The following is a 20,942-nucleotide window of genomic DNA, read 5'->3' as shown; positions in this document are numbered from 1 at the left end:
TTCACAAGAGGCGATAATAATGACTAAAACAGTTTCGAATTTACCAACCACCATGCGAGCTTGGGCAGTTACTGAACCCGGCCCCATCGATGGCAAAACCAGTCCGTTAGCGTTTACAACCAAACCAGTTCCCACCCCACAACGCGGTGAGGTATTAGTCCGGGTATTGACCTGTGGCGTCTGTCATACTGATTTACACGTGTCTGAAGGCGACTTACCCGTTCATCAACCCCATGTGACCCCCGGCCACGAAATCGTTGGTGAGGTGGTTGCAATTGGCCCTGATGCGAACCGCTTCAAGCTGGGCGATCGCATTGGTGTGCCGTGGTTGCGGTGGACCTGTGGCGTTTGCCAATATTGCCGTTCAGGTCGGGAAAATCTATGTCCGAATTCCAAGTATACGGGTTGGGATCACGATGGCGGCTATGCGGAATATACCACGGTACCCGAAGGCTTTGCTTACCGGATTCCAGAGCGGTTTGCTTCACAGACAGCTTCACCGCTGCTCTGCGCTGGCATCATCGGCTACCGTGCTTTTCGGCGTGCTAACGTCCCAGCTGGCGGCCGCTTAGGGCTTTACGGCTTTGGTGGTTCCGCTCACATCACCGCACAGCTGGCAATTGATCAAGGGATTGAAGTCCACGTGCTGACCCGTGGTAAAGACGCCCGCAAGTTCGCCCTGCAGCTGGGTGCCAAATCGGCTGCTGGTGCTTATGACCTACCGCCAGTCAAATTGGATTCGTCAATTATCTTTGCGCCAGTTGGCGATATCGTTCCCAAGGCGCTCGAAGGTTTGGCACCAGGGGGCACCCTAGCATTAGCTGGAATCCATTTAACCGATATTCCATCGTTAAACTACCAGGATGATATTTTCCACGAGAAGAATTTAACCAGTGTGGAATCTAACACTCGCCATGATGGCGAAGAGTTCTTGAAACTGGCTGACCGGCTAAATATTCACCCTGAAACGACGCCTTATGCTTTTGATAAAGCGGATGAGGCTTTAAGATACGTTAAAAAAGGCGATATCCGCGGCGCTTGCGTTTTGAAGATCGGTGAAGATTAATAGAGAATACATCAAAAGCACCTGATTGCTGATAATGGCAATCAGGTGCTTTTTAAGTACTAGCGTGAAATTAAAGAATATACCGTGATAGATCTTTGTTCTTAACGATGTTACCAATTTTATCGTTGACATAGCTTTCAGTGATGGTGATGTCGCCCATCTGCATATCTGGCCCTTCGTATAACAGGTCTTCCAGTAATTTTTCAAGGACGGTATGCAGCCGCCGGGCACCAATATTTTGATTTTCGTGGTTCAGCTGATAAGCTAACTCAGCAATGCGATTGATGGCTTCAATCGTGAAGGTCACCTTGATGTTGTCGGTGCCGATCAGCGCAATGTATTGTTTGATCAAGGCATTGTTGGGTTCCGTCAAAATTTTAACGAAGTCCTCCTGACTTAATTCATCCAATTCGACCCGAATTGGGAACCGGCCTTGTAATTCAGCAATCAAATCACTTGGCTTGCTTTCAGCAAAGGCACCAGCAGCAATAAACAGGATATGGTCTGTATTGATTGCCCCATACTTGGTTTGAACCTGGGTCCCTTCAACGATTGGCAAAATATCACGCTGAACCCCTTCACGGGAAACCTCACCGCTGTTTTGCTTCGACTTAGAAGTGATCTTATCGATTTCATCAATGAAGATGATCCCGGTATTCTGTGCCCGTTCAATCGCATCGTGGTTGATATCAGCGTTGTTGACCAACTCTTCTGACTCTTCTTTGATCAAGATCTCCCGTGCTTCTGAGACGGGAACAGTCCGCTTAATGCGCTTCTTGGGCATCATCTGTCCCAAGGTTGAGCTCAGGTCGATCCCCATTTGATTCATCATTGGGTTATTCCCCGCCATGGCTTGCTGTGGATCATCCATTTCAATCTGCACTTCAGAATTTTCCAGTAAACCATGCGCTAATTGATCAGAAACAGACATACGCTGGTTCTTAATTTCCTCAGTCACTTCTTCTTTTGGTGCATCAGCAGTTGGCATGTCGCCCTTTTGCATTTGGGAGAACATGTTCATCAAGTTAGAAAAATCGGCCTGCTGATTCTGCTTCGGCTTTTTACCGGGTACTAATAACTTAACTAGACGGTTATTCGCCCGCTTAGTGGCTTCGGCACGCACGTTTTCGAACTGATTATCCTTTTCCATCTTCACAGAAACGTCAACCAAATTACGAACCATTGATTCAACGTCACCGCCAACATAGCCAACTTCGGTAAACTTAGTGGCTTCAACTTTGACAAACGGTGCTTTCACAATTTTAGCGAGCCTGCGTGCCAGTTCAGTTTTACCAACCCCAGTCGGGCCAATCATCAGCATATTCTTAGGGGTAATTTCGTCTTGCATATCTTGCGACAGCTGCATACGACGATAGCGGTTACGCAAAGCAATCGCAATCGACTTTTTAGCAGCGTCCTGGCCAATGATGTACTGGTCAAGAAGCGACACGATTTCGCGTGGTGTTTTTGTAATTGGATCCAATCAAATCCCTGCTTTCTGTTGGGTTATAATTCTTCGGAAATGATGTTGTGGTTCGTAAAAATGTCAATATCGCCGGCGATGCCGATGGCAGTTTCAGCAATCTCCTTTGCACTCATGTCTTTAGCATGATGGTGCAAAGCCATTGCTGCGGCCTGCGCAAAGTTACCGCCGGAACCAATGGCTAAAATGTCATCGTCTGGTGCGATGACTTCTCCAGAACCGGATACCAGCAACATATCCTTATCGTTCATGACGATCAGCAATGCTTCTAGTTTTTGTAAGTTTTGATCAGAGCGCCAGTCCTGCGCAAGTTCGACGGCAGCCCGTTCCAGGTTACCTGAAAATTCGTTTAACCGGGCTTCAAATTTTTCTTCAAGTTTAAAGGCGTCAGCCACACTACCCGCGAAACCGACGACAACTTGATCGTTATAAATTCGACGGACCTTGTGTGCGGTACCCTTCATAATCACTTTTTCGCCCATGGTAACTTGACCGTCGCCGGCCATGGCGTTGTGCCCATTGTGACGCACGGCAACGATGGTCGTTGCCTCAAATTTTACTGGCATGTGTTAACCCCTGCTTTCTTTAATCGTGAGTGGCGCGTGGAAAATATCGGCGGTAATCACGCTGGAGCTGTGATTTGGTGACATGGGTGTAGATTTGCGTTGTCGACAAACTGCTGTGTCCCAGCAATTCCTGAACGGTCCGCAAGTCCGCACCGTGGTTCAGCAAATGCGTTGCAAACGTGTGCCGCAGCATATGCGGATGAATGTCACCAGTTAAACTGCTGCGGGCAATCATCTGATTGAGGACGTATTCAACACCCGTTGACGTGATCGGATCACCGTAATGGTTGATGAAAACCACATCGTGTTTCTTATGATACTTCGTCATTAGTGGCGCTCGAGTGACTTTCAGATAAGTTTGCAAAGCATCCTTAGCGTAGTGGCCAAAGGGAACGTAGCGCTCCTTATTGCCCTTCCCATGAATCAGCATCAGCTGACCGTCAAAGTCAATCGCACTCAACGTGAGACCGCAAAGTTCACTGACCCGGATACCGGTGGCGTACAGGACCTCAAGAATGGCAGAATCACGCTTCGCTAATACCGAATCAGGATTCTCGCCAGCGGCTTTAAACAGTGCCGTCATTTCCTTTTCATAGAAAAATCGGGGTAAGGGCTGTGGCCGTTTCTTTAAAGTCACGTAGGCAAACGGATTGACCTTAACCAAAGCTTCACGAATCAAGAAATCGTAAAACGATCGTAAACTGGAAATTTTCCGGGCAATCGTGGTTCGCGCCTTATGGTCATCATATAACTGGCTAAGATAAACCTGAACGTCCAGTTTTGACACCGATAGTAAGTCGGTATTGCCGCCGGTCTCAGCTAAAAAGGTTTGAAAGGCTGCCAAATCTTCTCGATAGGCCTTCACTGTTTCCGGTGAATACTGCCGTTCACTCTCCAGGTAGGTGATAAACAATTCAACTGGTGTCGCCATGTGAACCGCCTCCATGATTGTAATGTATCAAAAAACCAACCCCGATGCAATACATTTGGTCAAGGTTGGTCAAACTTAAACTTCTTATAACTATTTTTGAACGGGTTCTTCGTAATCACCGTTAGGACAAACGACTTGAACGCCGCCTTTGATCTTCTTTTCAACTAAGAAATGACCATCTTTAGGGCAATCACGACCCACTGGTTTATCCCAAGTAACAAAGTCACAGTCAGGATAACGCGAGCAACCGTAGAACAGGCGGTTTTTCTTTGACTTTCTTTCGATCACTTGGCCTTCATGACACTTCGGGCAAATGACACCGATCTCTTTAACGATTGGCTTTGTGTTCCGGCAGTCAGGGAACCGTGAGCAAGCGTAAAACTTACCGTATCGGCCCATTTTGATGACCATTGGCGCACCACAGATGTCACAATCAAAGTCAGCCGGTTCGTCCTTGATTTGAATTTTTTCAATCGTATCTTGGGCATGGTCAACTTCTTTAGAAAATGGCTTATAGAAGGTATCGACAACTTTAACCCAGTCCTGGTTACCTTCTTCAATACCATCGAGCTGCTCTTCCAAACCAGCTGTAAAGTTAATGTCCACGACATCTGGGAAGTAATCCTGGATGATGGTGTTGACAATTTCGCCCAGCTCGGTTGGTTCAAATCGACGGCCCACTAGTTTAACGTAGTAACGCCGTTGAATGGTGTCCAAAGTTGGCGCATACGTTGATGGCCGCCCAACACCATTTTCTTCCAACGCTTTAATCAGGGTGGCTTCTGAATAACGAGCCGGTGGCTGAGTAAAGTGTTGGGCCGGATCGGTTTTAGAAAGGGTTAACTGGTCGCCTTCTTTTAAGTCAGGCAACAGGTTATCCTTTTCCTTACCATCCTTGTAAATCTTCAAGAAACCATCGAATTTTAATTTCGAGCCATTAGCACGGAAGGTCACGTCGTTTTGTTCGATGGTGACCGCCATGGTGTCCATGACAGCGTTCGTCATTTGACTCGCCATAAACCGGTTCCAGATCAGTGAGTAAAGCTTGTATTGATCATTAGTCAGATACTGCTTTAAATCAGCTGGCGTCCGGTAAACCGATGAAGGCCGGATAGCTTCATGGGCATCCTGAGCACCTTCTGGTAACTTACCCTTAATCGGCTTAGTTGCCGCGTATTCAGCGCCGTATTTCTCATGAATAAAGGAAGAAGCTTCATGCTTGGCAATGACCGAGATTCGAGTGGAGTCGGTCCGCATATAAGTAATCAGCCCCTGTGAGCCTTCCTTGCCAATATTGATGCCTTCATACAGCTGTTGAGCAGCCATCATGGTTTTACGAGTTCTAAAGTTCAGCTTCTTGTTTGCTTCCTGTTGCATAGCCGAAGTCGTAAACGGTGGTTGTGGTGTCCGTTTACGTTCTTTACGGGTAACCTTAGTGATATTAAACGGCTTATCGCGGTCTAATTTAGCCAAGACCTTTTGTACTTCATCATTATCTGGTAACTCATGCTTCTTGCCATCCAAGCCATAAAAACTAGCGGCAAATTTAGACCGTTTTAATTTGAATTCTGAATCGATCGTCCAGTATTCTTCTGGTACGAAAGCTTTAATCTCGTTTTCGCGATCAATAATCAGCTTTAGCGCAATGGATTGTACCCGACCAGCAGAAAGACCCTTTTTAACCTTTTTCCAAAGTAATGGTGAGATGGAATAACCCACTAACCGGTCCAAAATTCGACGGGCTTGCTGTGCGTCAACTAAATCCATATCAATCGTTCGTGGCGTTTTAAAAGCATCCTTCACGGCGTCTTTAGTGATTTCGTTAAAGACGACCCGGTTTTTGGCCTTTGGGTCCAAGTTCAATAAATGAGATAAATGCCACGCAATGGATTCACCTTCACGGTCCGGGTCAGCTGCGAGATAAACTTGTTTGGCTTTTTTAGCTTCAGAACGTAATTCTTTAATGACGTCGCCCTTACCACGAATTGAAATGTAGTGCGGATCGTAGTCATGTTCAACGTCGACACCCATTTTACTTTTAGGCAAGTCACGGACATGCCCAAGGCTGGCCATCACCTTATAGGTCCGGCCAAGATATTTTTCAATGGTTTTCGCTTTTGCTGGGGATTCAACAATCACTAACTTTTTTTGCGGTTTTCTACGCTTAGTTTTAGTTGTTTTTGTTTTTGTAGCTTTTGGTTTTTTAGTTGTTGCTGCCATCTAATTACCCCTTCTATGAGTATTGAATATTTAATGTTGCGAGATTACTAAATCTTTCACATCATATTTCATAAAAATTAGATTGTCAACTGAAAAAGATTTCAAAAACTACTATATTATGTGGTAAATGGATGTCGTTTTCATAAAAGCAGCATTCTTTCAGACTGGTTATTTAACCGTTAATGACGGGTATTCATCCAAAATATCGGTGGCCGTTAAAACCGCTTTGGCACCGGCTTGAATCAGCTGATTACACCCACCCGAAAGCGGATCGTCGATTCGACCGGGTACTGCCATGACATCGCGATTATTTTGCAGCGCTAAACTGGCCGTGATCAGGCTGCCACTTTTTTCTTGTGCCTGCACAACGATGGTGGCCTGACTCAAGCCCGCAATAATTCGGTTACGTTCCACAAAATGATATTTCTTTCCCACCGCATCTAACGGATATTCAGACAAGACCAGGTCATGTTGGGCCATGTACTGCTGCAATTTTTGACTGCTTGCCGGATAACTCAGATTTAAGCCGGTGCCAATAACGCCAATCGTATGACCCTGATGACGCAAAGCTAACCGATGACTTAAACTGTCAACACCCATCGCTAACCCTGAGACGATCACTACCCCCTTTTCAACCAAAGCCGGCATCATGGAGGTTAGCACCGTTTCCGAATAGGGGCTGGACTTTCGGCTGCCCACGACACTTAACAGTCGATCAGCATTCAATAGGTCAAGATTACCCTGATAAAACAGCACCACTGGCGGTAACCAGCTTTCCTTCAGCATGATTGGATACTGTGCGTCAAAAAAAGTCAGGTATTGCGACTCCTTTTCGTGTCGTGCCAATGCCTGACTCACTTTCTCACTCATGAATCCCCGCTCAAATTTTTGCCGATGTTGCGGTAAGACGCCCGCAATCTCGCTGACTTTTTGCGGCAGCATATTTCTCAGCTGCCCAGGATGTTCAGTTAGCCACTGTGCCACCAAATACTCACCCTTAAAGCCAATGCCCGGGGTTAAATGTAACCGAAGTAAAAATTGATTTAAATTCACGATCGTCCACCTCATACCTCATTTCAGCAAACTACGGGAAGCTAGCCAAAGTAGTTTGAGACTGGAGCAAACGTGCGCCGATGGATCTTTGAAGGACCCAGATCTTCTAAACCTTGTAAATGAGCCTTGGTCCCATAGCCAGCATTATGAGCAAACTCATAACCGGGATACAAGACGTCATAACTCTGCATGAGGTGGTCCCGAAAAACCTTAGCGACAATGCTTGCCGCCCCGATGGAAACACTTTTGGCATCGCCATGAATCAGCTTTAGTTGCGGAATCGCACTATCAATTTGCATAGCGTCGATCAGGAGTTGATCGGGTTTTACCTTCAAGTGCTCAACGGCTGCCAACATGGCCACGCGAGTCGCCTGATAAATATTTAAGTGATCGATTTGTTGAGCGGATGCTGTCCCAATTCCTACCGCGATAGCTTGATCCAAAATCTGGGGGTAGAGTGCTTCTCGCTGATGGTCAGACAGCTGTTTAGAGTCGTTGACCTCGATCACATCAAAATCATCGGGTAGAATGATTGCACAGGTGACCACTGGGCCAGCTAACGGGCCACGGCCCACTTCATCGATCCCCGCAATTAAATGATGTCTCTGCTGCTGAAATTGCCGTTCATAAAAAAAGCGCTGCTCAAAAGCGCGCTTTTCCAATGCTAACTTAGCTAGCCGATGCTGAGTCGTTGCCATCAATTTCTGAACACCCGTCCGTGGATCAGCCGCATATTCGGTGAGCAGCGGATCACGCTCGTCGGTAATTTGTTTGAACAACTCGGTGAGCTGACGAATTGAAGGTGCTTTAGGCATCAACCTCACCGTCCGTTCGGTTCAATGTGTAGCGGCCCAGCTTACTCTTACGGATATCTAAAATCAACCGGTCAGAAGCCCGTTCGTAATCATCCTTCATCCCAAACTGTTTGGTCAGTTTTAGTAGGAGGTCAACGTCTGAAAGGTCGAAATCATCCTCAGTAAGTTTGTACCGTTCCTGCAGTGCTTTGGGATAGTATTGGCGGAAAAACTTTAAGGCGTATAACGCCACGTCATCACTCGCAAATCGCTGGTCCTTAATAGCACCAGTCAGTGCCAAAGCCTGGCCAGTTTCTTCATCGTCAAACTTAGGCCACAAAATTCCTGGCGTATCCAGTAACTGCAGCTTTGAAGATGAACGTAACCATTGCTGGCCCTTTGTCACACCGGGCCGGTCGCCAACTTGGGCAGCCCGTTTGCTGACCAAGCGGTTTAACAGTGTTGATTTACCAACGTTAGGAATACCAACTGTAATGGCTCGAATTGGCCGTTCTTTTAATCCCTTTTGCTGTTCATTATTTAATTTATCCGCCAAAATCGATTGGGCAATACGGGTCACTGTTTTAGTGGTGATATTGGCCTTTGAATCAACCGCAATGGCAGGAACTCCCTGAGCTTTAAATTGCTTGATCCAATTGGCAGTTTGATCCGGATCAGCCAAATCACTTTTGGTCATAATCACCAGATGGGGCTTATCCTTGATCAGCCGTTCAATTTCTGGATTCCGTGATGATTGCGGAATTCGGGCATCGACCAGTTCAAATACAATATCCACCACATGTAAATTTTCTTCCAGTTGCCGAATGGCTTTTGCCATATGGCCTGGAAACCATTGAATAGTAGCCATGTCTTCTAACTCCTTTAATAGCAAGGGTTCTAGCGCCTTGCTTTTTACTTATTGCCTAAACGTGCCCAAAATATGTCATATGTTCTGTACAGTTTAGGGCACATTTTGCGTCTCAATCTAATATGCCAACTTGTGAAGCAAACCTATCGACAGCTTCTACCGACTTCTTTTGCGATTTATTCATTAAATGCGTATATCCAGCAGTCGTTTCTTCTTCAAGATGACCAACCCGTTGTTGAACCTCTTTTAAGGGAATAGAAGGGTCAGCCCGAAGAATACTGACATGAATATGGCGGAAACTATGGGGCACTACATTTTTTGTCCATTTGAAACCATATCGCTGTTGACAATTAATCTCCAAATCACGATTGATTCTTCCCAATACTTCGCGGAAGCTGTGTGACGTTATTGGTGAACCATACTCGGTACGAAAAATCGACTTTGAGAAGGTAAATGCATCACTGGGATTATCACGATGGGCGTCATCCATCAATTTATTGCGTTCTAAGCATCTTTTTAATGCTGAAATAGCAAAGTCTGGCAATGCTTCAATACGTTCACCAGCAGATGTTTTCGTCGTATCAAGATAATAATTTTTCACACGTAAATTAGTGCTTTGCAAGGAGGCTTGAATACTGACTGTCTTTCTATCAAAATCGATATTTTCAGCAGTTAATGCTCCCGCTTCACCAATTCGGCAACCCGTACCAATTAAAAATAATGTTAAATCAAGATACGCTGGATTACGTCTATTCTGAAGTTCTTTAATCAATACTTGAACCTCACGAGCATTTAAAAACTTTCTTTCAAGACGTTCTTTTTTCTCAATTTTATCATTTACAGAAGCATGAACCTTGACTACTCGGGCTGGTGAAAATGATAAGTAGTTATACAGGACAGCGAAATCAAAGATCTTATTCAAAGTTGACTTAATATGTTGCATTGTTGTGAACGTTGATTGATAGGTTTCTTGGTAATTATCTATGCATTGTCGAATTAACAAAGGAGTAATCTTCTTAACTAAAATATCATCACTTATCAATGCTGATACTCTTCGCACCAAGACTTTTTCGCGTTCCATTGTTTGTGGTTTAACCGTTGCTGACCATTCATCTAACCACTGTTGTTTTAGTTTACCAAAGGTTAAATTTTCAGCAATTTCAGCTTGTGAGCTTTCCCTCTCTTCTAAAATACCAGTAATCTTTTCGTTCAGTTCTCTACGAGCCTGAGCTTTTGCTCTGGCTGTATTTAAATTGAAACTAACCGAACAACGCTTCCGTTTTTGCGTTAAAGGGTCAATGTAACTTTCCACCGCTAAGTTATAGCAACTTCCATCTGCGTGTGTTTTCTTTTCAATATGCATAATTTTATCCTTTCCAAATAAACAAAAAAGATAAAATAGAATTCTAATCACAAGTTCTATTTTATCATTTTTCGTTTACTTTAAGTAGTTGTGTTGTTTCCAAAATAAGAAATTTTGAAACTGCTTAAAATTTATCCAAACAAGCTTGTGAGTTGGATTAACAACGCCCTTTTGGAATTGTTTATTATCTCTCATCTCACCTAACCATCTATTAAGGGTGTGAATATTTAGGCCTTCATATCGCGCTAAGATTGCAGCTTTATTACCCCATTCAGGTTTGAGCATTAAATTGGTTCTAATAACTGATTTCATTCTCTACATCTCCTTCTTGGAGTCGCTCAAAGATTCTAAATTGTTCGAGATGGAGTCGCTTGCTTTACCGATTGTCACCCGATCAATTGAGTCTTCTTGACCACATGAAAGTAGAAGCGCCGTCACCTTTAAGTAGACTTCAGTAAGGTCGCAATTCAGTTGTTCAAGCATGGGACGAATTTCATAGAAATCACTAGTTGATGTGTCATTTAACTTAGTTATTTCATCTAAAATCATGACCGTTTCTTGCATTAATGCTGTTGCTAATTCTTCGAGTTTTTCATTATTCATGATAAACTTCCCCTTTGCAGGGACATATGGAAAGCAAAATGTTGTACAATCAAACTGTTCCATACATCTTTTAGATTTATGGTTCACTCTTAGGGTCATCAGCAGGATTTGTAGGAAGTCAGCTGATGATCTTTTTGCGTCATTTGACGCTTTATAAGTGGGTGGCGCATTGTTAAAAATAAATGGCGGAGTTGTTACAATTCTCATCTTCATTCGTACTTATCCTCCTCATACTCAATCTTGTTTTGTTGATCATATCTTCGAGAATCGAGTAGTTTTGAGACAAAGTAGGTTTTGTCTACAATCAGATTCAACATACCCTGATTGTTTTCGCGGGCATAATTGACTAAATCCATGAACTCCACAAAGTTTTTCTCTTCAATGATATCAATGACATCATTTATGACTGTTCCATTACTTTGAGACATTAAGAACTTCCGCAAGTTAAAGCCTGAACCGCATTCAATATCTTTCTCATCATATTGAGTCTTCTCCGGATTATTTGCGTGCGTAAAATAATCCAACATACCCTTAGGTGACTGTACGACTTCAACATGAGCAGGCCCGTTTAGCTTGTCACTAATTAATTCTGAAACTTGGTGGTAGCCTTTTAAAGAATCGAAAAATAGCGCACCATGCTTATGAACCTTTTTCAATTCACCAGTATCTTTAACAATATCTTTGTCATGCCATGGACTTAATACATACGGCACATGAATGCTATCTAATACATCCTGATAATTTTCAGGTGCACTGTCCTTATACATTAAAAACGCCCATTTACTGGATCGTTGTTCTTTTTTTGTCATGATTCTACCTCCTGATTATTGATTATTGATCCTATAGGGGGACGCTTACCCCCTTGATTACTGATTACTGATCCTATGGGGGAAGCCTCCCATTTGCTTGATTATTGATTCCATGGGGGTCGTAGTAACCCCATGGAATCAATAATCGCCATATTCTGTTAAGAAGCGCTTCTGTGGCTGTCACTGCGTGAGGCCACAGCGCGCTTCTTATTTTTTTGTCCCGTCAAATCTCATTAAATTCTTACTACGAATAGGCTGAGATATAGTGTAGTCAGGATTACGATTGGAGATTTCCTCTCTAATATCCGATTCCATCTCTTTGAAGATCTTTTGTGCCTGTTGTGAACTAGGCAGTTTGATAAAAACAGTAATCGTGTTCTTATTCAACTCAACAACCGCTTTTTGAGCTGCTCGATTAAAGGATCTTATTGCTGGTGTACGACTTATTGTAGTGAATTGAGCACTGTAAATTATCGGCCTAATCTGAGTTTCCGTATAATGAAGAAACCGCTGTAGTAACCAGCTTTTATATACGGAACTAAACAAATATGAAACTCGGTCTCTTTTGGCGTGTAGTAATATTTCGTAAGCCAAGAGAAAAGTTAGAATAACGGAAATGATTATTGTGACTTTCCAACCGATATTTACTTCAGGTTCAATTGCTGCTGCCAAGCGTACCAAACTTGGCGCTCTACTATTACTTAATTCGCTAGTAACGAATGTTACAAAGCCAGCAGTTACTGCCAGCAATAAATCAACTTTCAATCCCAAGACAAATGTGTGATAAAGTTTGGCAAATAAACTTTTCTTCATTTCAAATTACCTTCTTTCAAATAATAAGTGGGCGTCAATAATGGCAAAACTTGATACGGGTGCTCATTATCAATGATCTGGAGCAATCCAGTTCCTTTACCTGTTGGAATCACAATTCCTTCAGGATCAAGGTCTGGAAAGAGAAATTGTATTGATTTACGATTAATATTTCCAACTTGAATGAGCACATTGAGTTGTTCACGTACTGAAACCGGCATTGTCAGATGATCAAATCTCTGAGAAACAAGTAATAAATGAACTTTGGTAGCACGTCCCATCAAAGCAATTTGAGATAATAAGGAAAAGAACGAATCCTTAATTGCTTTATTCACACCTTCTGACAAAGCCATAAGTTCATCTATGACGATTGTTAAATGTCTAAATTGATGCATGGGCTCATTAAAGAGAATTTGTTGTCTATCTTGAATCGTCTTCAGCGCGGAACTCAGGTTTTCATTAATCTCGGAAACAAAATCAGACTTCGACCGATTTTGCTGTGGATGAATTACTGGGATACCCTTTTGAGCCCCCCAACGACTTGGACTATCAAACTTCGGATCGACTATTAGTAGGTCAGATCCACTTAGCAACATTGCCAAGAAATAGGTTAATGTGTAACTTTTTCCAGAACCAGATTGACCGGCTATGGCAATCGAAGTCACCTTGTTCATATCTATCGTCAGTCCCTTCATGATTGGAATCTTCAATGGTTCGTTTACAGACGCAAATTCATTCAGGTCTGGGATAACTAATCGTTCTGATATGCCGATTTTCCACGGAAAGTACAAGGCACGTTGCACATGGATATCATCAGTTTTTAATGGTACGAAATAGGCAGAAGACTGCTTCAATAGCGTAAAACGTGGATATAACGCAGCGTTGGCTATCAAAAATATCTTTTGGTATAAATCGTTATCAATGATGTAACTCGTTGGTAACCGAGGAATAAAAAGAAAGCCCATCTTAACAATTTTGACATCAAAACTGTTGGTATAACTGGTTTCACCTTGCATCATGCCACCTAAGCTCATATTCAAGCTTTGTAACAAGTATTGAGTTAGTTCTTGAGTGTTCATTACTTAACCTCTTTCAAACCGTCAGCCTTGAAGTAAACGTTATACTTGATCTCAATAGCTTGAAGATTGTCAAATTCTACGATTGACATATATTCCGGCAGTTTAATTTTGTCTCCGAATTTAACCGTAAACGGCGTTAATCCTTGTTGGATAAACCACGCCTTGTAACCGGCGACTTCATCAGTTCGCTTTCCGTCTTCGTACTTATACTGAGTTTCAAGCTCACTGCTGAGACTATAAATAGGTTGTTCATTAGTTACATATTGGTTGGCGATATCGTTTGAGTAACCGCCTTTGTGAAATTGGCGTTTCATAATTCATTGCTCCTTTTCATTTTTGAGTTTTCCGGCAACTTTACTGAGATACTCATTATTAATTTGGACTGCGAACTTTTATTGGCATGTTTATTTTCTCCTCATACTTATGGAGATTTTAGTGATAGTTTTTAAGCTAATTTCTAAAATTAATTATTTTTAGTAAATTTATTTAGTGTCCCTATCATTGTTTTCAAGGTTCTTTATTTTTTTTTTTAGCCTTTCTCTTCTATTGTGGATTGTTGCAACTGATACTTGCATTTCATGCGCAATTGTTGTCAAACTAGCCCCCTGACATAATCTGATTAGCAAATAACAATACATATCCCCTAGTGTACATACAAGATTACATATTTCTTCAATTGTTTCTTTCTCAATTAACTTTTGCTCTGGATTTAATTCATCAGACGAAATCATTGTTCCTAGCTCATTACCAGTTGTCTGAGATTTTTGTTCCAATCGTACAGTGTGATGATACCTTTCTCGCCTTTCAATATTATTCAGTTGCCGGTTTAAAAGCTTTAATACTTCACCCCAGTTATCTTCAACTGCCAATCTAACAAGCAATTTTTTATATTCTACTTCATCTTTCATTTAAAACTCCTTCCTGCTCATTACTGATCAAGAAAGAATCAAACAATTCATTATTCATTCCGTACTGATGCAAACAAACATACGGTCAAACAAAAAAAGCCATCAAACAATTGGTTTGATGGCTTGTCTAATTCAATCTGATTCAGTAAAATCGCTTCACCAGTTCAGAACTTATATTATTTTTTAAAACATTTCTCGATAATTTTAGTCAAATTTGTTTTAATTTTCTTCCCCCTTTCATCAGACTGTTCTACTAAAAACCCTTAACGTGAATACTTGACAAATGCCCACAAAATTATTAAGATGAGGCTGTAGCCAAGGGTTAAAGGAATTAAGTTTTTAATCTTTTACATAAGTAAGTTTGGGGTGTGGGGCGCAGCCCCAATAAATTGAGTCGGCGTAGCCGAGTCACCCCACCTACTCCTACCCACTGAACATAGACTACTAGTTAATTAGGCTGACCGAATTATTATTTTTCAAATTTTTCTATACAAATACAAAAAAGGGTAATCCAATTGGATTACCCTTTTGATCTTTTCAAGACAATATTTTTCGTCTCGTTGAAATATACTATGTATTATTTTAATAAATTAAAACTGAAATAAATTCTAAAGGCACTGGTGATTTTTCCCGTTAGCAATAAGGTTAAACATTACTATGAACCGACCTAAATAAAAAATTAGCCCAATGTAAAAAAAGTATTGAGCTTGCTATGATTTAGCGGATACACCTAAAGTTAAAGTCTTAGCAATCAATGATTTTAAAATAGCCTGTTCATCTTGATTAAATTGACTGAGATAGCCCAAAACGACAGCTATATCTTCATTGGTGCCGGTACGGTGGGCGTGTAAATAAGTTAATAAAGCCGGAAAACTGTCCGCTTGATAATCAAGGGCAACCGGCTTATTTAATTTCTTGGTGGATAAGCCCACCGCATCAAAGGGGTTCAATAAAAACTCAATGGCCGTTTTGAAGTTGGGCGTAGTCGCATTCGCCTGTAAAACTTGTTGTTTATCCGCTTTGGTGGAAGCGGTTTGTAATGTGAGCAGTGCTTGAATTAATTGTGATTCATTAGTAGCCATTAAGAATACGCCCTTTCTGAAACTATATTTTCCGGTTAAGCACCGAACCGGGAATTGAACCCAGACAGACTGACCACAGTCGGTGATAAGCACGCCCGTAGGGGCATGATGATACTTATATTTGAAACAGGGTACTAAAAGCGATTTCAATGATGGCATTTGCAATACTCAGAAACGTAACTACGAATAAGCCTAAATAAAAAGCCAAGGCCGTATAAAAAATAGCATTTGGCTTGCTCAGATTATGACGATAGCCATATAGGCTGCCGACGACTAAAAATGCACCAGTAGCTAAGACAATCCACAACAAAAGCATAATTGCTTCGGTCATTTATAATCACCCCAATTCAGTTTTAGATTTATTTGATTTTTATTTCGAATAACAACTGATAGATATGCTGGGAATCGAACCCAGGTCACAAGGTGTGCTGCCAATTACACCACATATCTGCGTGAAACAATGAACCGATATTACTTAGAACGATTAACCCCAAGCATTGATGTTTGAACCATAATGTTCTTCAATTTGTTTTGCTGTTTTGTTTTCAACATCACCTTTTTTCAAAATAGCTCTAACTTTGTCGGACCATTCATTACCTTCTTTGGTCCACTGATCGTTAGCATTTTCAGTGTAGGTATAAATACCAGCACCTTTTGAACCAACTTCGCTGGCATTATCAACATGAATAAAACCATCACTATTAGCAGCTTGGCCAGAATTACCAGTTGAGCTGGTGATATTATTTTGAGCAGCTGACTTATGTTCACCAGCAGTCAAATAGCCGTGCCAAGTCCAGCCCTTAGTACCATCAGTACCAACGACATAGAAGTAAACGGAAGTCTTACCCTTCTTGTAGATGTTACGTTGAGCAGTAACAGCATAAGTAGCACTGCTGTTCAAACTCTTACCACTCTTAAACTGGAACCAGTTGTTATTACCCTTCAACTGATAAACCTTACCATTGGAGTTCATAATGTAGTCTTTGCTGGTAACGTTCTGAGGATTAGCCATTTGGTAATCACGGCCAGTCTTCATATAAACTTTGTTGACCCAACCCGATGCACCATTTTTAGCATCTTTAACATAGTAGTAAGTACTGCTGTGACGACCATGCTTAACCGTGGTCTGCTTAGTTTTAACCCAAGTTGAGTTGTGGTAGTTCTTCAAATCGTGGCTGGTCTTAAAGGTGAAGTGGGAAGCACTGCCTTTAAAGTTATAAGTCTTACCCGTGTTTGAAGTACTGTACATTGCGGTCGACTTAACGGATTTGATACTGGTCCGGTGATAAACGGTGCTGGCATTAGCAGTCGTCGCAATACCAGTCAAACCAAAAGCAACGGAAGCAGCAACCAACATCATTTTAGTGATACTATTCAAATTCTTTTTCATTTTAATTACCTCTTTCAGAATAACTAATATTTATAATATGTCTGCTTATTGTATTTGATATTTTTGCCAACCTTTACGATGGAACTTTTTAAATTCTTGCCACCTTTAAAGATACCATTGCGATGTGCGTCATATTTCAAAACATAGTGGTTATGACTTGTTTTCGCGTAATGCAAATTATAGCCATTTACTATAGGCATTCCTGAAGCCCAATAATAAGTTGATTTGCTGTTAATCTTATAGATTGCCATCAAATCAGCACCATATTTTTTTGTCTTGTACTTGCCTCTTAGAACCTTAGGTGTACCTCTATGCCAAGTGACCTTCTTAGCTTGGGCATTAATGGTACTAGATCCAGCAAGCACTGTCCCTAAAGTGACCAATATTAGTATTGATCTCCCTGTTTTCCTCATATGCTATTTCCTCCCAATTATGTTTTCCGCCAGAAAAATTAATAGATATTGATTCCCCAAATTTATAATTTTCTATAGGATTGTCTTCATTTTACTTCTGTACACGCTTATAAGTCAATAAGTGCCTATATATCAATTTAAATAATTATTTTAGGCATATAGTCCCTGTAAGAACGTGACTACCTCTAATAAGCTTGAATTAGTATATAGGGAGGCAAAATCAGTGGGAGTTGACATAGGCAACAAAATAGGTGAGCGAATTCTTGAACTGCGTCTTTCTAAAAAAATGACGCAAGAACAACTAGCCGAAAAAGCACAAATTGATCCATCTGTGATCTCTCGAATTGAGCGGGGCACACGAACCAATCTGCGATTAAATACCTTGGACAAAATTGTTAACGCTCTAGGCACCGATTATGAAACCATATTTAGTTTTTCAGAGAATACATCTGTCAATAAACGAATCACCAGTAAACTAGCGTTAATTAATGATAGTGAAACACTGCAAACAATTGAAAAATTAATCGATCTTTTGATTAATGCAAAATCATGAGAAATTCTGATTTTTATATGACTATTCAGTTAAATCTTGTGCCCTAAATTGTGCCTAAATATGGTTATTATTGAGAATTATTGATTAAGTACCTTACAAACAGCTAAAATTCACCAAGCTTACATGAATAGTAAATTATATAAATAAGTATAAAAGCCTACCGAAATGGTAGGCTTTTTGTGATTTAGAATTCTAATTTATCCATTGTATTTTATAAAAGTAGATGTAGGAGTTTCAACATGGCTAATAAACCATTGAATAGTTGCCATAATGCTTTAACTCCTTTTAATACCGAGAATCCTTGAATCCTCGTTCGTTAGTATTAAGTCTAAGCGTGAGTCATTAATACCCACCTAAGCAATTTAATTGTTTTTCTCGATTGTGAGCATTCTGAATTTAAAAAGATGGTCAAACAGAATCTCAATGAGCAGACTCTATTTTACCATCTAATTCTTTATTTCGCCTATCTTTTTGGTAAATGTCGAGCACACTGCGACAGATTAAATTTATACCAATCTTGCTAGGTGATCATTCAACTGCTCAGATAGTGCCTGCAGGCTGCCCTGTTTTGCAAGATTGACCGATGCAACAATATCATTTAACTGATGAAAAGTTGTCGTAATCTTCTTTGCAGCCTTCTCACCCTGAGGCAACAGGAAAACCTGCCGCTGATGCGAATCTTCTGGATCTATTCGTCTGACGACCAAATCCTGTTTCTCCAGTTTTTTAATCATATTGGTCAACGTTGCCGGCTGTACATTTAAGTACTTAGCTAATCTGACTTGATTGGTTCCAGGTGCTTCGCTGACGTAATGGAGCAACCTAGCATGATCCATTCTTATACCAATATCGGCTAGTTGCCGTTGGATAATCTGGCCTTCGAGTTGCCCAACCTGATAGATTAATTCAGCTGTTGTTGCAATCCGTTTTTCCGTCAATTTGACATCCTCTTTTCCATGTTGTAGTTAAAACTTAAAACAATTGACTTCAAATATCAAGTGTTATAGCATTAGTAACGTTCAAGTTGTATCTACAACTTCATAATTATTTTGGAGGTTATCATGCTAGAGGTTAAACAATATCATGTAAAAACGATGCTCTTTATTTTCAGTTTAGGCGCATTTATTTCCATTTTGAACCAGACATTATTATTTACTGCATTTCCAGGCATTATGCGAACATTCTCTGTCAGCAGTTCTACCGTACAATGGCTGACCACAGCTTACATGCTAGTTAATGGCGTTTGGATTCCAGTTACAGCCTATCTAATCAGTCGTTTCAGTACGCGCCAGCTAATGCTATTCGCGCTTGGTTCCTTTACGCTGGGAACCTTGCTGTCCGCAATCTCGCCAAGTTTTCTTTTGCTCCTGATTTCTCGTCTTATTCAGGCGATTGGTGCCGGAATCATCATTCCCTTGATGCAAGTAGTGATGTTCTCGATTGTTGATAAGGACAAACACGGTTCTGTTATGGGTATTATTGGTCTTACTACCGGCTTTGCACCACTGATTGGCCCTACAGTTGCTGGTTTTATCCTCAGTCGATTAACATGGCGTTATCTCTTTTGGCTGGTATTTCCAATCGGGGTGGCCCTGATTGTTGCCACAATCTTTGGGATGCAAAATGTTGGCACCCCGCAGCAACAAAATAACCCACTTGATTACCGTTCAGTCGTCTATTCAACACTTGGATTCGGTATCTTGCTTTATGGCACCGGCAGCTTCAATCAAAATAAGACACTGGGAACGTTTTTTGTCGCGATTGGAGTTATCTTTATTGTGATCTTCATTCATCGCGAACTGCAACTTGCTAAACCGATGTTGAACTTTCGCGTTTTTAAAAATCGCCAGTTTTCAATTTCACTCGTTTTAGTGGTGCTCTCATTTGTCACTCTGATTGGACCACAAGCAATTATCCCCACACTAATTCAGTCAGCAATGCACCACACAGCTCTAACATCTGCTTTGGTATTATTGCCCGGAGCGCTTGCCAGCGGTTTAACTTCATTGATTGCTGGGCGCCTTTACGACCATGTTGGTGGGAAAATTTTAGGAATAATCGGTAGTCTGGTGGTCTCAATCTCGATGGTACCGTTCCTGTTTCTAAACATTCATAGCTCACTGATCATGATGGCGGCATGTTTAATATTCAAAATGATGGGCAACTCTCTTGTGATGACACCACTAACGACAGAGGCATTGAACGTATTACCAGAGAGACTACTAAACCATGGGAGTGCTATGGTGAACACCTTACGACAAGTTGGTGGTTCCATTGGCACAGGGTTACTAGTGACAGTCCAGTCCTTTTTTGATATGCACTCAGCATTTATTGGTGCCCGTGCCTTTTTCAGTGGGATTATTATCATCGGACTGGCTCGCTTCGTACTAGCCATGACGTTAAAACCAACTATTCAAACGAGTAAATAGTTTCCCCTGCTGATATTATAGTAGTTATCAATATGATAAATTTTTATTATTAGATAAAATATACATCAAGTGCGCCTTAGTGAAAAATAAGGCGCACTTTTATCTTTTAAAACAGCTTCAAATGAAGGACTGTGTCAAATACAATTCAATAACCGGTGGGGACAAATTTGGGGACAGAATTTGATTATTTTTGCTCATTATTACTCAACAACGCGGATGCGCATTTTTAGAATCATTTTTTCAGAAAATTATTTTAACTAAAAAGATCGGCTCTACAATATCTGTTGTTGGTAATAGATTCTATCTATTACTGATAACAGATTTTTTGTACACTATTAACTAATAAAAAAACGGGCATTCCCGCCCGTTCATTAAAATCAACCACGACGAAGATTTCTAGAAGAAAGGAATACCCTTATGAATTATGATACTACGAAGTTGTTGCTAGGCATAGATGATAAACATGTAAAAATTAAAGGTGGTACTGAACGGGCTGATGGGGTTATCCAGGTTACTGGTAAA

At 41.2% G+C, this 20,942-nt stretch carries 23 protein-coding genes and 1 tRNA gene; 3 read left to right on the top strand and 21 right to left on the bottom strand.

Annotation, left to right across the window (positions count from 1 at the left end):
• The first annotated feature begins 19 nt into the window (after positions 1–19).
• Complete coding sequence (locus IWT5_RS07770; protein WP_089109398.1) at positions 20–1,066, top strand: zinc-dependent alcohol dehydrogenase family protein; 1,047 nt, start codon at positions 20–22, stop codon at positions 1,064–1,066.
• Between the two features lie 70 nt (positions 1,067–1,136).
• Here IWT5_RS07770 and hslU read toward each other — a convergent pair whose 3' ends face one another.
• The 20 genes from hslU to IWT5_RS07675 form a co-directional block, all read right to left on the bottom strand.
• The gene (gene hslU / locus IWT5_RS07765) at positions 1,137–2,549 is read right to left on the bottom strand and encodes an ATP-dependent protease ATPase subunit HslU (RefSeq protein WP_089109397.1); all 1,413 of its coding nucleotides are present in this window, start codon (positions 2,547–2,549) and stop codon (positions 1,137–1,139) included.
• Positions 2,550–2,572: 23 nt separating this feature from the next.
• Positions 2,573–3,115 carry an ATP-dependent protease subunit HslV gene (hslV, locus tag IWT5_RS07760; RefSeq protein ID WP_089109396.1) on the bottom strand — a complete coding sequence of 181 codons (543 nt, stop codon included), beginning with the start codon at positions 3,113–3,115 and terminating at the stop codon, positions 2,573–2,575.
• 19 nt (positions 3,116–3,134) lie between these two features.
• Positions 3,135–4,046 (bottom strand): tyrosine recombinase XerC, encoded by a 912-nt coding sequence (gene xerC / locus IWT5_RS07755; RefSeq protein ID WP_089109395.1) that lies wholly within the window; start codon positions 4,044–4,046, stop codon positions 3,135–3,137.
• Positions 4,047–4,136: 90 nt separating this feature from the next.
• Positions 4,137–6,266, bottom strand: a complete 2,130-nt coding sequence (gene topA, locus IWT5_RS07750; RefSeq protein ID WP_089109394.1) for a type I DNA topoisomerase — start codon at positions 6,264–6,266, stop codon at positions 4,137–4,139.
• A gap of 168 nt (positions 6,267–6,434) precedes the next feature.
• A complete protein-coding gene (dprA, locus tag IWT5_RS07745; RefSeq protein ID WP_159459308.1) occupies positions 6,435–7,319 on the bottom strand; it encodes a DNA-processing protein DprA in 885 nt (294 codons plus the stop codon).
• A gap of 41 nt (positions 7,320–7,360) precedes the next feature.
• Positions 7,361–8,134, bottom strand: a complete 774-nt coding sequence (gene rnhB, locus IWT5_RS07740) for a ribonuclease HII (RefSeq protein ID WP_089109392.1) — start codon at positions 8,132–8,134, stop codon at positions 7,361–7,363.
• Positions 8,127–8,981 (bottom strand): ribosome biogenesis GTPase YlqF, encoded by an 855-nt coding sequence (ylqF, locus tag IWT5_RS07735; protein ID WP_089109391.1) that lies wholly within the window; start codon positions 8,979–8,981, stop codon positions 8,127–8,129. The genes rnhB and ylqF overlap by 8 nt, the downstream gene beginning before the upstream one ends.
• 112 nt (positions 8,982–9,093) lie before the next feature.
• Positions 9,094–10,344 (bottom strand): tyrosine-type recombinase/integrase, encoded by a 1,251-nt coding sequence (locus IWT5_RS07730; protein WP_089109390.1) that lies wholly within the window; start codon positions 10,342–10,344, stop codon positions 9,094–9,096.
• 75 nt (positions 10,345–10,419) lie between these two features.
• Positions 10,420–10,656 carry a DNA-binding protein gene (locus tag IWT5_RS07725; RefSeq protein ID WP_089109389.1) on the bottom strand — a complete coding sequence of 79 codons (237 nt, stop codon included), beginning with the start codon at positions 10,654–10,656 and terminating at the stop codon, positions 10,420–10,422.
• A 3-nt stretch (positions 10,657–10,659) separates the two neighbouring features.
• Entirely contained in the window at positions 10,660–11,160 is a 501-nt protein-coding gene (locus tag IWT5_RS07720) for a hypothetical protein (protein ID WP_089109388.1), read from the bottom strand.
• Positions 11,157–11,756, bottom strand: coding sequence for a replication protein (locus IWT5_RS07715; protein WP_089109387.1), 600 nt, complete (start codon positions 11,754–11,756; stop codon positions 11,157–11,159). Before IWT5_RS07715 ends, IWT5_RS07720 begins: the two co-directional genes overlap by 4 nt.
• A 207-nt stretch (positions 11,757–11,963) precedes the next feature.
• Positions 11,964–12,569: a hypothetical protein gene (locus IWT5_RS07710; protein WP_089109386.1), complete on the bottom strand. Its 606-nt coding sequence runs from the start codon at positions 12,567–12,569 to the stop codon at positions 11,964–11,966.
• Positions 12,566–13,645 (bottom strand): AAA family ATPase, encoded by a 1,080-nt coding sequence (locus IWT5_RS07705; protein ID WP_089109385.1) that lies wholly within the window; start codon positions 13,643–13,645, stop codon positions 12,566–12,568. The genes IWT5_RS07710 and IWT5_RS07705 overlap by 4 nt, the downstream gene beginning before the upstream one ends.
• The gene (locus IWT5_RS07700) at positions 13,645–13,959 is read right to left on the bottom strand and encodes a hypothetical protein (protein WP_089109384.1); all 315 of its coding nucleotides are present in this window, start codon (positions 13,957–13,959) and stop codon (positions 13,645–13,647) included. The genes IWT5_RS07705 and IWT5_RS07700 overlap by 1 nt, the downstream gene beginning before the upstream one ends.
• A gap of 168 nt (positions 13,960–14,127) precedes the next feature.
• Entirely contained in the window at positions 14,128–14,553 is a 426-nt protein-coding gene (locus tag IWT5_RS07695) for a hypothetical protein (protein WP_089109383.1), read from the bottom strand.
• Positions 14,554–15,263: 710 nt separating this feature from the next.
• Positions 15,264–15,635 (bottom strand): hypothetical protein, encoded by a 372-nt coding sequence (locus IWT5_RS07690; RefSeq protein WP_089109382.1) that lies wholly within the window; start codon positions 15,633–15,635, stop codon positions 15,264–15,266.
• Between the two features lie 115 nt (positions 15,636–15,750).
• The gene (locus IWT5_RS07685; protein ID WP_089109381.1) at positions 15,751–15,966 is read right to left on the bottom strand and encodes a hypothetical protein; all 216 of its coding nucleotides are present in this window, start codon (positions 15,964–15,966) and stop codon (positions 15,751–15,753) included.
• A 59-nt stretch (positions 15,967–16,025) separates the two neighbouring features.
• Positions 16,026–16,085 (bottom strand) — tRNA-OTHER (locus IWT5_RS12200).
• A gap of 34 nt (positions 16,086–16,119) precedes the next feature.
• The gene (locus tag IWT5_RS07680) at positions 16,120–17,025 is read right to left on the bottom strand and encodes a hypothetical protein (RefSeq protein WP_089109380.1); all 906 of its coding nucleotides are present in this window, start codon (positions 17,023–17,025) and stop codon (positions 16,120–16,122) included.
• 23 nt (positions 17,026–17,048) lie between these two features.
• A complete protein-coding gene (locus IWT5_RS07675; protein WP_089109379.1) occupies positions 17,049–17,438 on the bottom strand; it encodes a hypothetical protein in 390 nt (129 codons plus the stop codon).
• A gap of 223 nt (positions 17,439–17,661) precedes the next feature.
• Between IWT5_RS07675 and IWT5_RS07670 the strand changes: the two genes are divergently transcribed.
• Positions 17,662–17,991 (top strand): helix-turn-helix domain-containing protein, encoded by a 330-nt coding sequence (locus tag IWT5_RS07670; RefSeq protein ID WP_089109378.1) that lies wholly within the window; start codon positions 17,662–17,664, stop codon positions 17,989–17,991.
• 506 nt (positions 17,992–18,497) lie between these two features.
• Here the strand turns inward: IWT5_RS07670 and IWT5_RS07665 are convergent.
• Positions 18,498–18,929, bottom strand: coding sequence for a MarR family winged helix-turn-helix transcriptional regulator (locus tag IWT5_RS07665; protein ID WP_089109377.1), 432 nt, complete (start codon positions 18,927–18,929; stop codon positions 18,498–18,500).
• A 123-nt stretch (positions 18,930–19,052) separates the two neighbouring features.
• Between IWT5_RS07665 and IWT5_RS07660 the strand changes: the two genes are divergently transcribed.
• Entirely contained in the window at positions 19,053–20,420 is a 1,368-nt protein-coding gene (locus IWT5_RS07660; RefSeq protein ID WP_089109376.1) for a DHA2 family efflux MFS transporter permease subunit, read from the top strand.
• The last annotated feature ends 522 nt before the right edge of the window (positions 20,421–20,942 follow it).

The organism is Secundilactobacillus mixtipabuli, assembly GCF_002217925.1.
GTDB lineage: Bacteria > Bacillota > Bacilli > Lactobacillales > Lactobacillaceae > Secundilactobacillus > Secundilactobacillus mixtipabuli.
This window is presented reverse-complemented; position numbering and strand designations above follow the sequence as displayed.

Excerpts from the sequence above, each read along its gene's own strand:
- IWT5_RS07725 (WP_089109389.1), bottom strand. The coding sequence starts at position 10,656 with ATGAAATCAGTTATTAGAACCAATTTAATGCTCAAACCTGAATGGGGT.
- hslV (WP_089109396.1), bottom strand. The coding sequence starts at position 3,115 with ATGCCAGTAAAATTTGAGGCAACGACCATCGTTGCCGTGCGTCACAAT.
- IWT5_RS07695 (WP_089109383.1), bottom strand. The coding sequence starts at position 14,553 with ATGAAAGATGAAGTAGAATATAAAAAATTGCTTGTTAGATTGGCAGTT.
- IWT5_RS07690 (WP_089109382.1), bottom strand. The coding sequence starts at position 15,635 with ATGGCTACTAATGAATCACAATTAATTCAAGCACTGCTCACATTACAA.
- topA (WP_089109394.1), bottom strand. The coding sequence starts at position 6,266 with ATGGCAGCAACAACTAAAAAACCAAAAGCTACAAAAACAAAAACAACT.
- IWT5_RS07730 (WP_089109390.1), bottom strand. The coding sequence starts at position 10,344 with ATGCATATTGAAAAGAAAACACACGCAGATGGAAGTTGCTATAACTTA.
- IWT5_RS07705 (WP_089109385.1), bottom strand. The coding sequence starts at position 13,645 with ATGAACACTCAAGAACTAACTCAATACTTGTTACAAAGCTTGAATATG.
- IWT5_RS07700 (WP_089109384.1), bottom strand. The coding sequence starts at position 13,959 with ATGAAACGCCAATTTCACAAAGGCGGTTACTCAAACGATATCGCCAAC.
- IWT5_RS07685 (WP_089109381.1), bottom strand. The coding sequence starts at position 15,966 with ATGACCGAAGCAATTATGCTTTTGTTGTGGATTGTCTTAGCTACTGGT.
- IWT5_RS07680 (WP_089109380.1), bottom strand. The coding sequence starts at position 17,025 with ATGAAAAAGAATTTGAATAGTATCACTAAAATGATGTTGGTTGCTGCT.
- IWT5_RS07675 (WP_089109379.1), bottom strand. The coding sequence starts at position 17,438 with ATGAGGAAAACAGGGAGATCAATACTAATATTGGTCACTTTAGGGACA.
- IWT5_RS07720 (WP_089109388.1), bottom strand. The coding sequence starts at position 11,160 with ATGAAGATGAGAATTGTAACAACTCCGCCATTTATTTTTAACAATGCG.
- IWT5_RS07715 (WP_089109387.1), bottom strand. The coding sequence starts at position 11,756 with ATGACAAAAAAAGAACAACGATCCAGTAAATGGGCGTTTTTAATGTAT.
- IWT5_RS07710 (WP_089109386.1), bottom strand. The coding sequence starts at position 12,569 with ATGAAGAAAAGTTTATTTGCCAAACTTTATCACACATTTGTCTTGGGA.
- rnhB (WP_089109392.1), bottom strand. The coding sequence starts at position 8,134 with ATGCCTAAAGCACCTTCAATTCGTCAGCTCACCGAGTTGTTCAAACAA.
- ylqF (WP_089109391.1), bottom strand. The coding sequence starts at position 8,981 with ATGGCTACTATTCAATGGTTTCCAGGCCATATGGCAAAAGCCATTCGG.
- IWT5_RS07770 (WP_089109398.1), top strand. The coding sequence starts at position 20 with ATGACTAAAACAGTTTCGAATTTACCAACCACCATGCGAGCTTGGGCA.
- xerC (WP_089109395.1), bottom strand. The coding sequence starts at position 4,046 with ATGGCGACACCAGTTGAATTGTTTATCACCTACCTGGAGAGTGAACGG.
- IWT5_RS07660 (WP_089109376.1), top strand. The coding sequence starts at position 19,053 with ATGCTAGAGGTTAAACAATATCATGTAAAAACGATGCTCTTTATTTTC.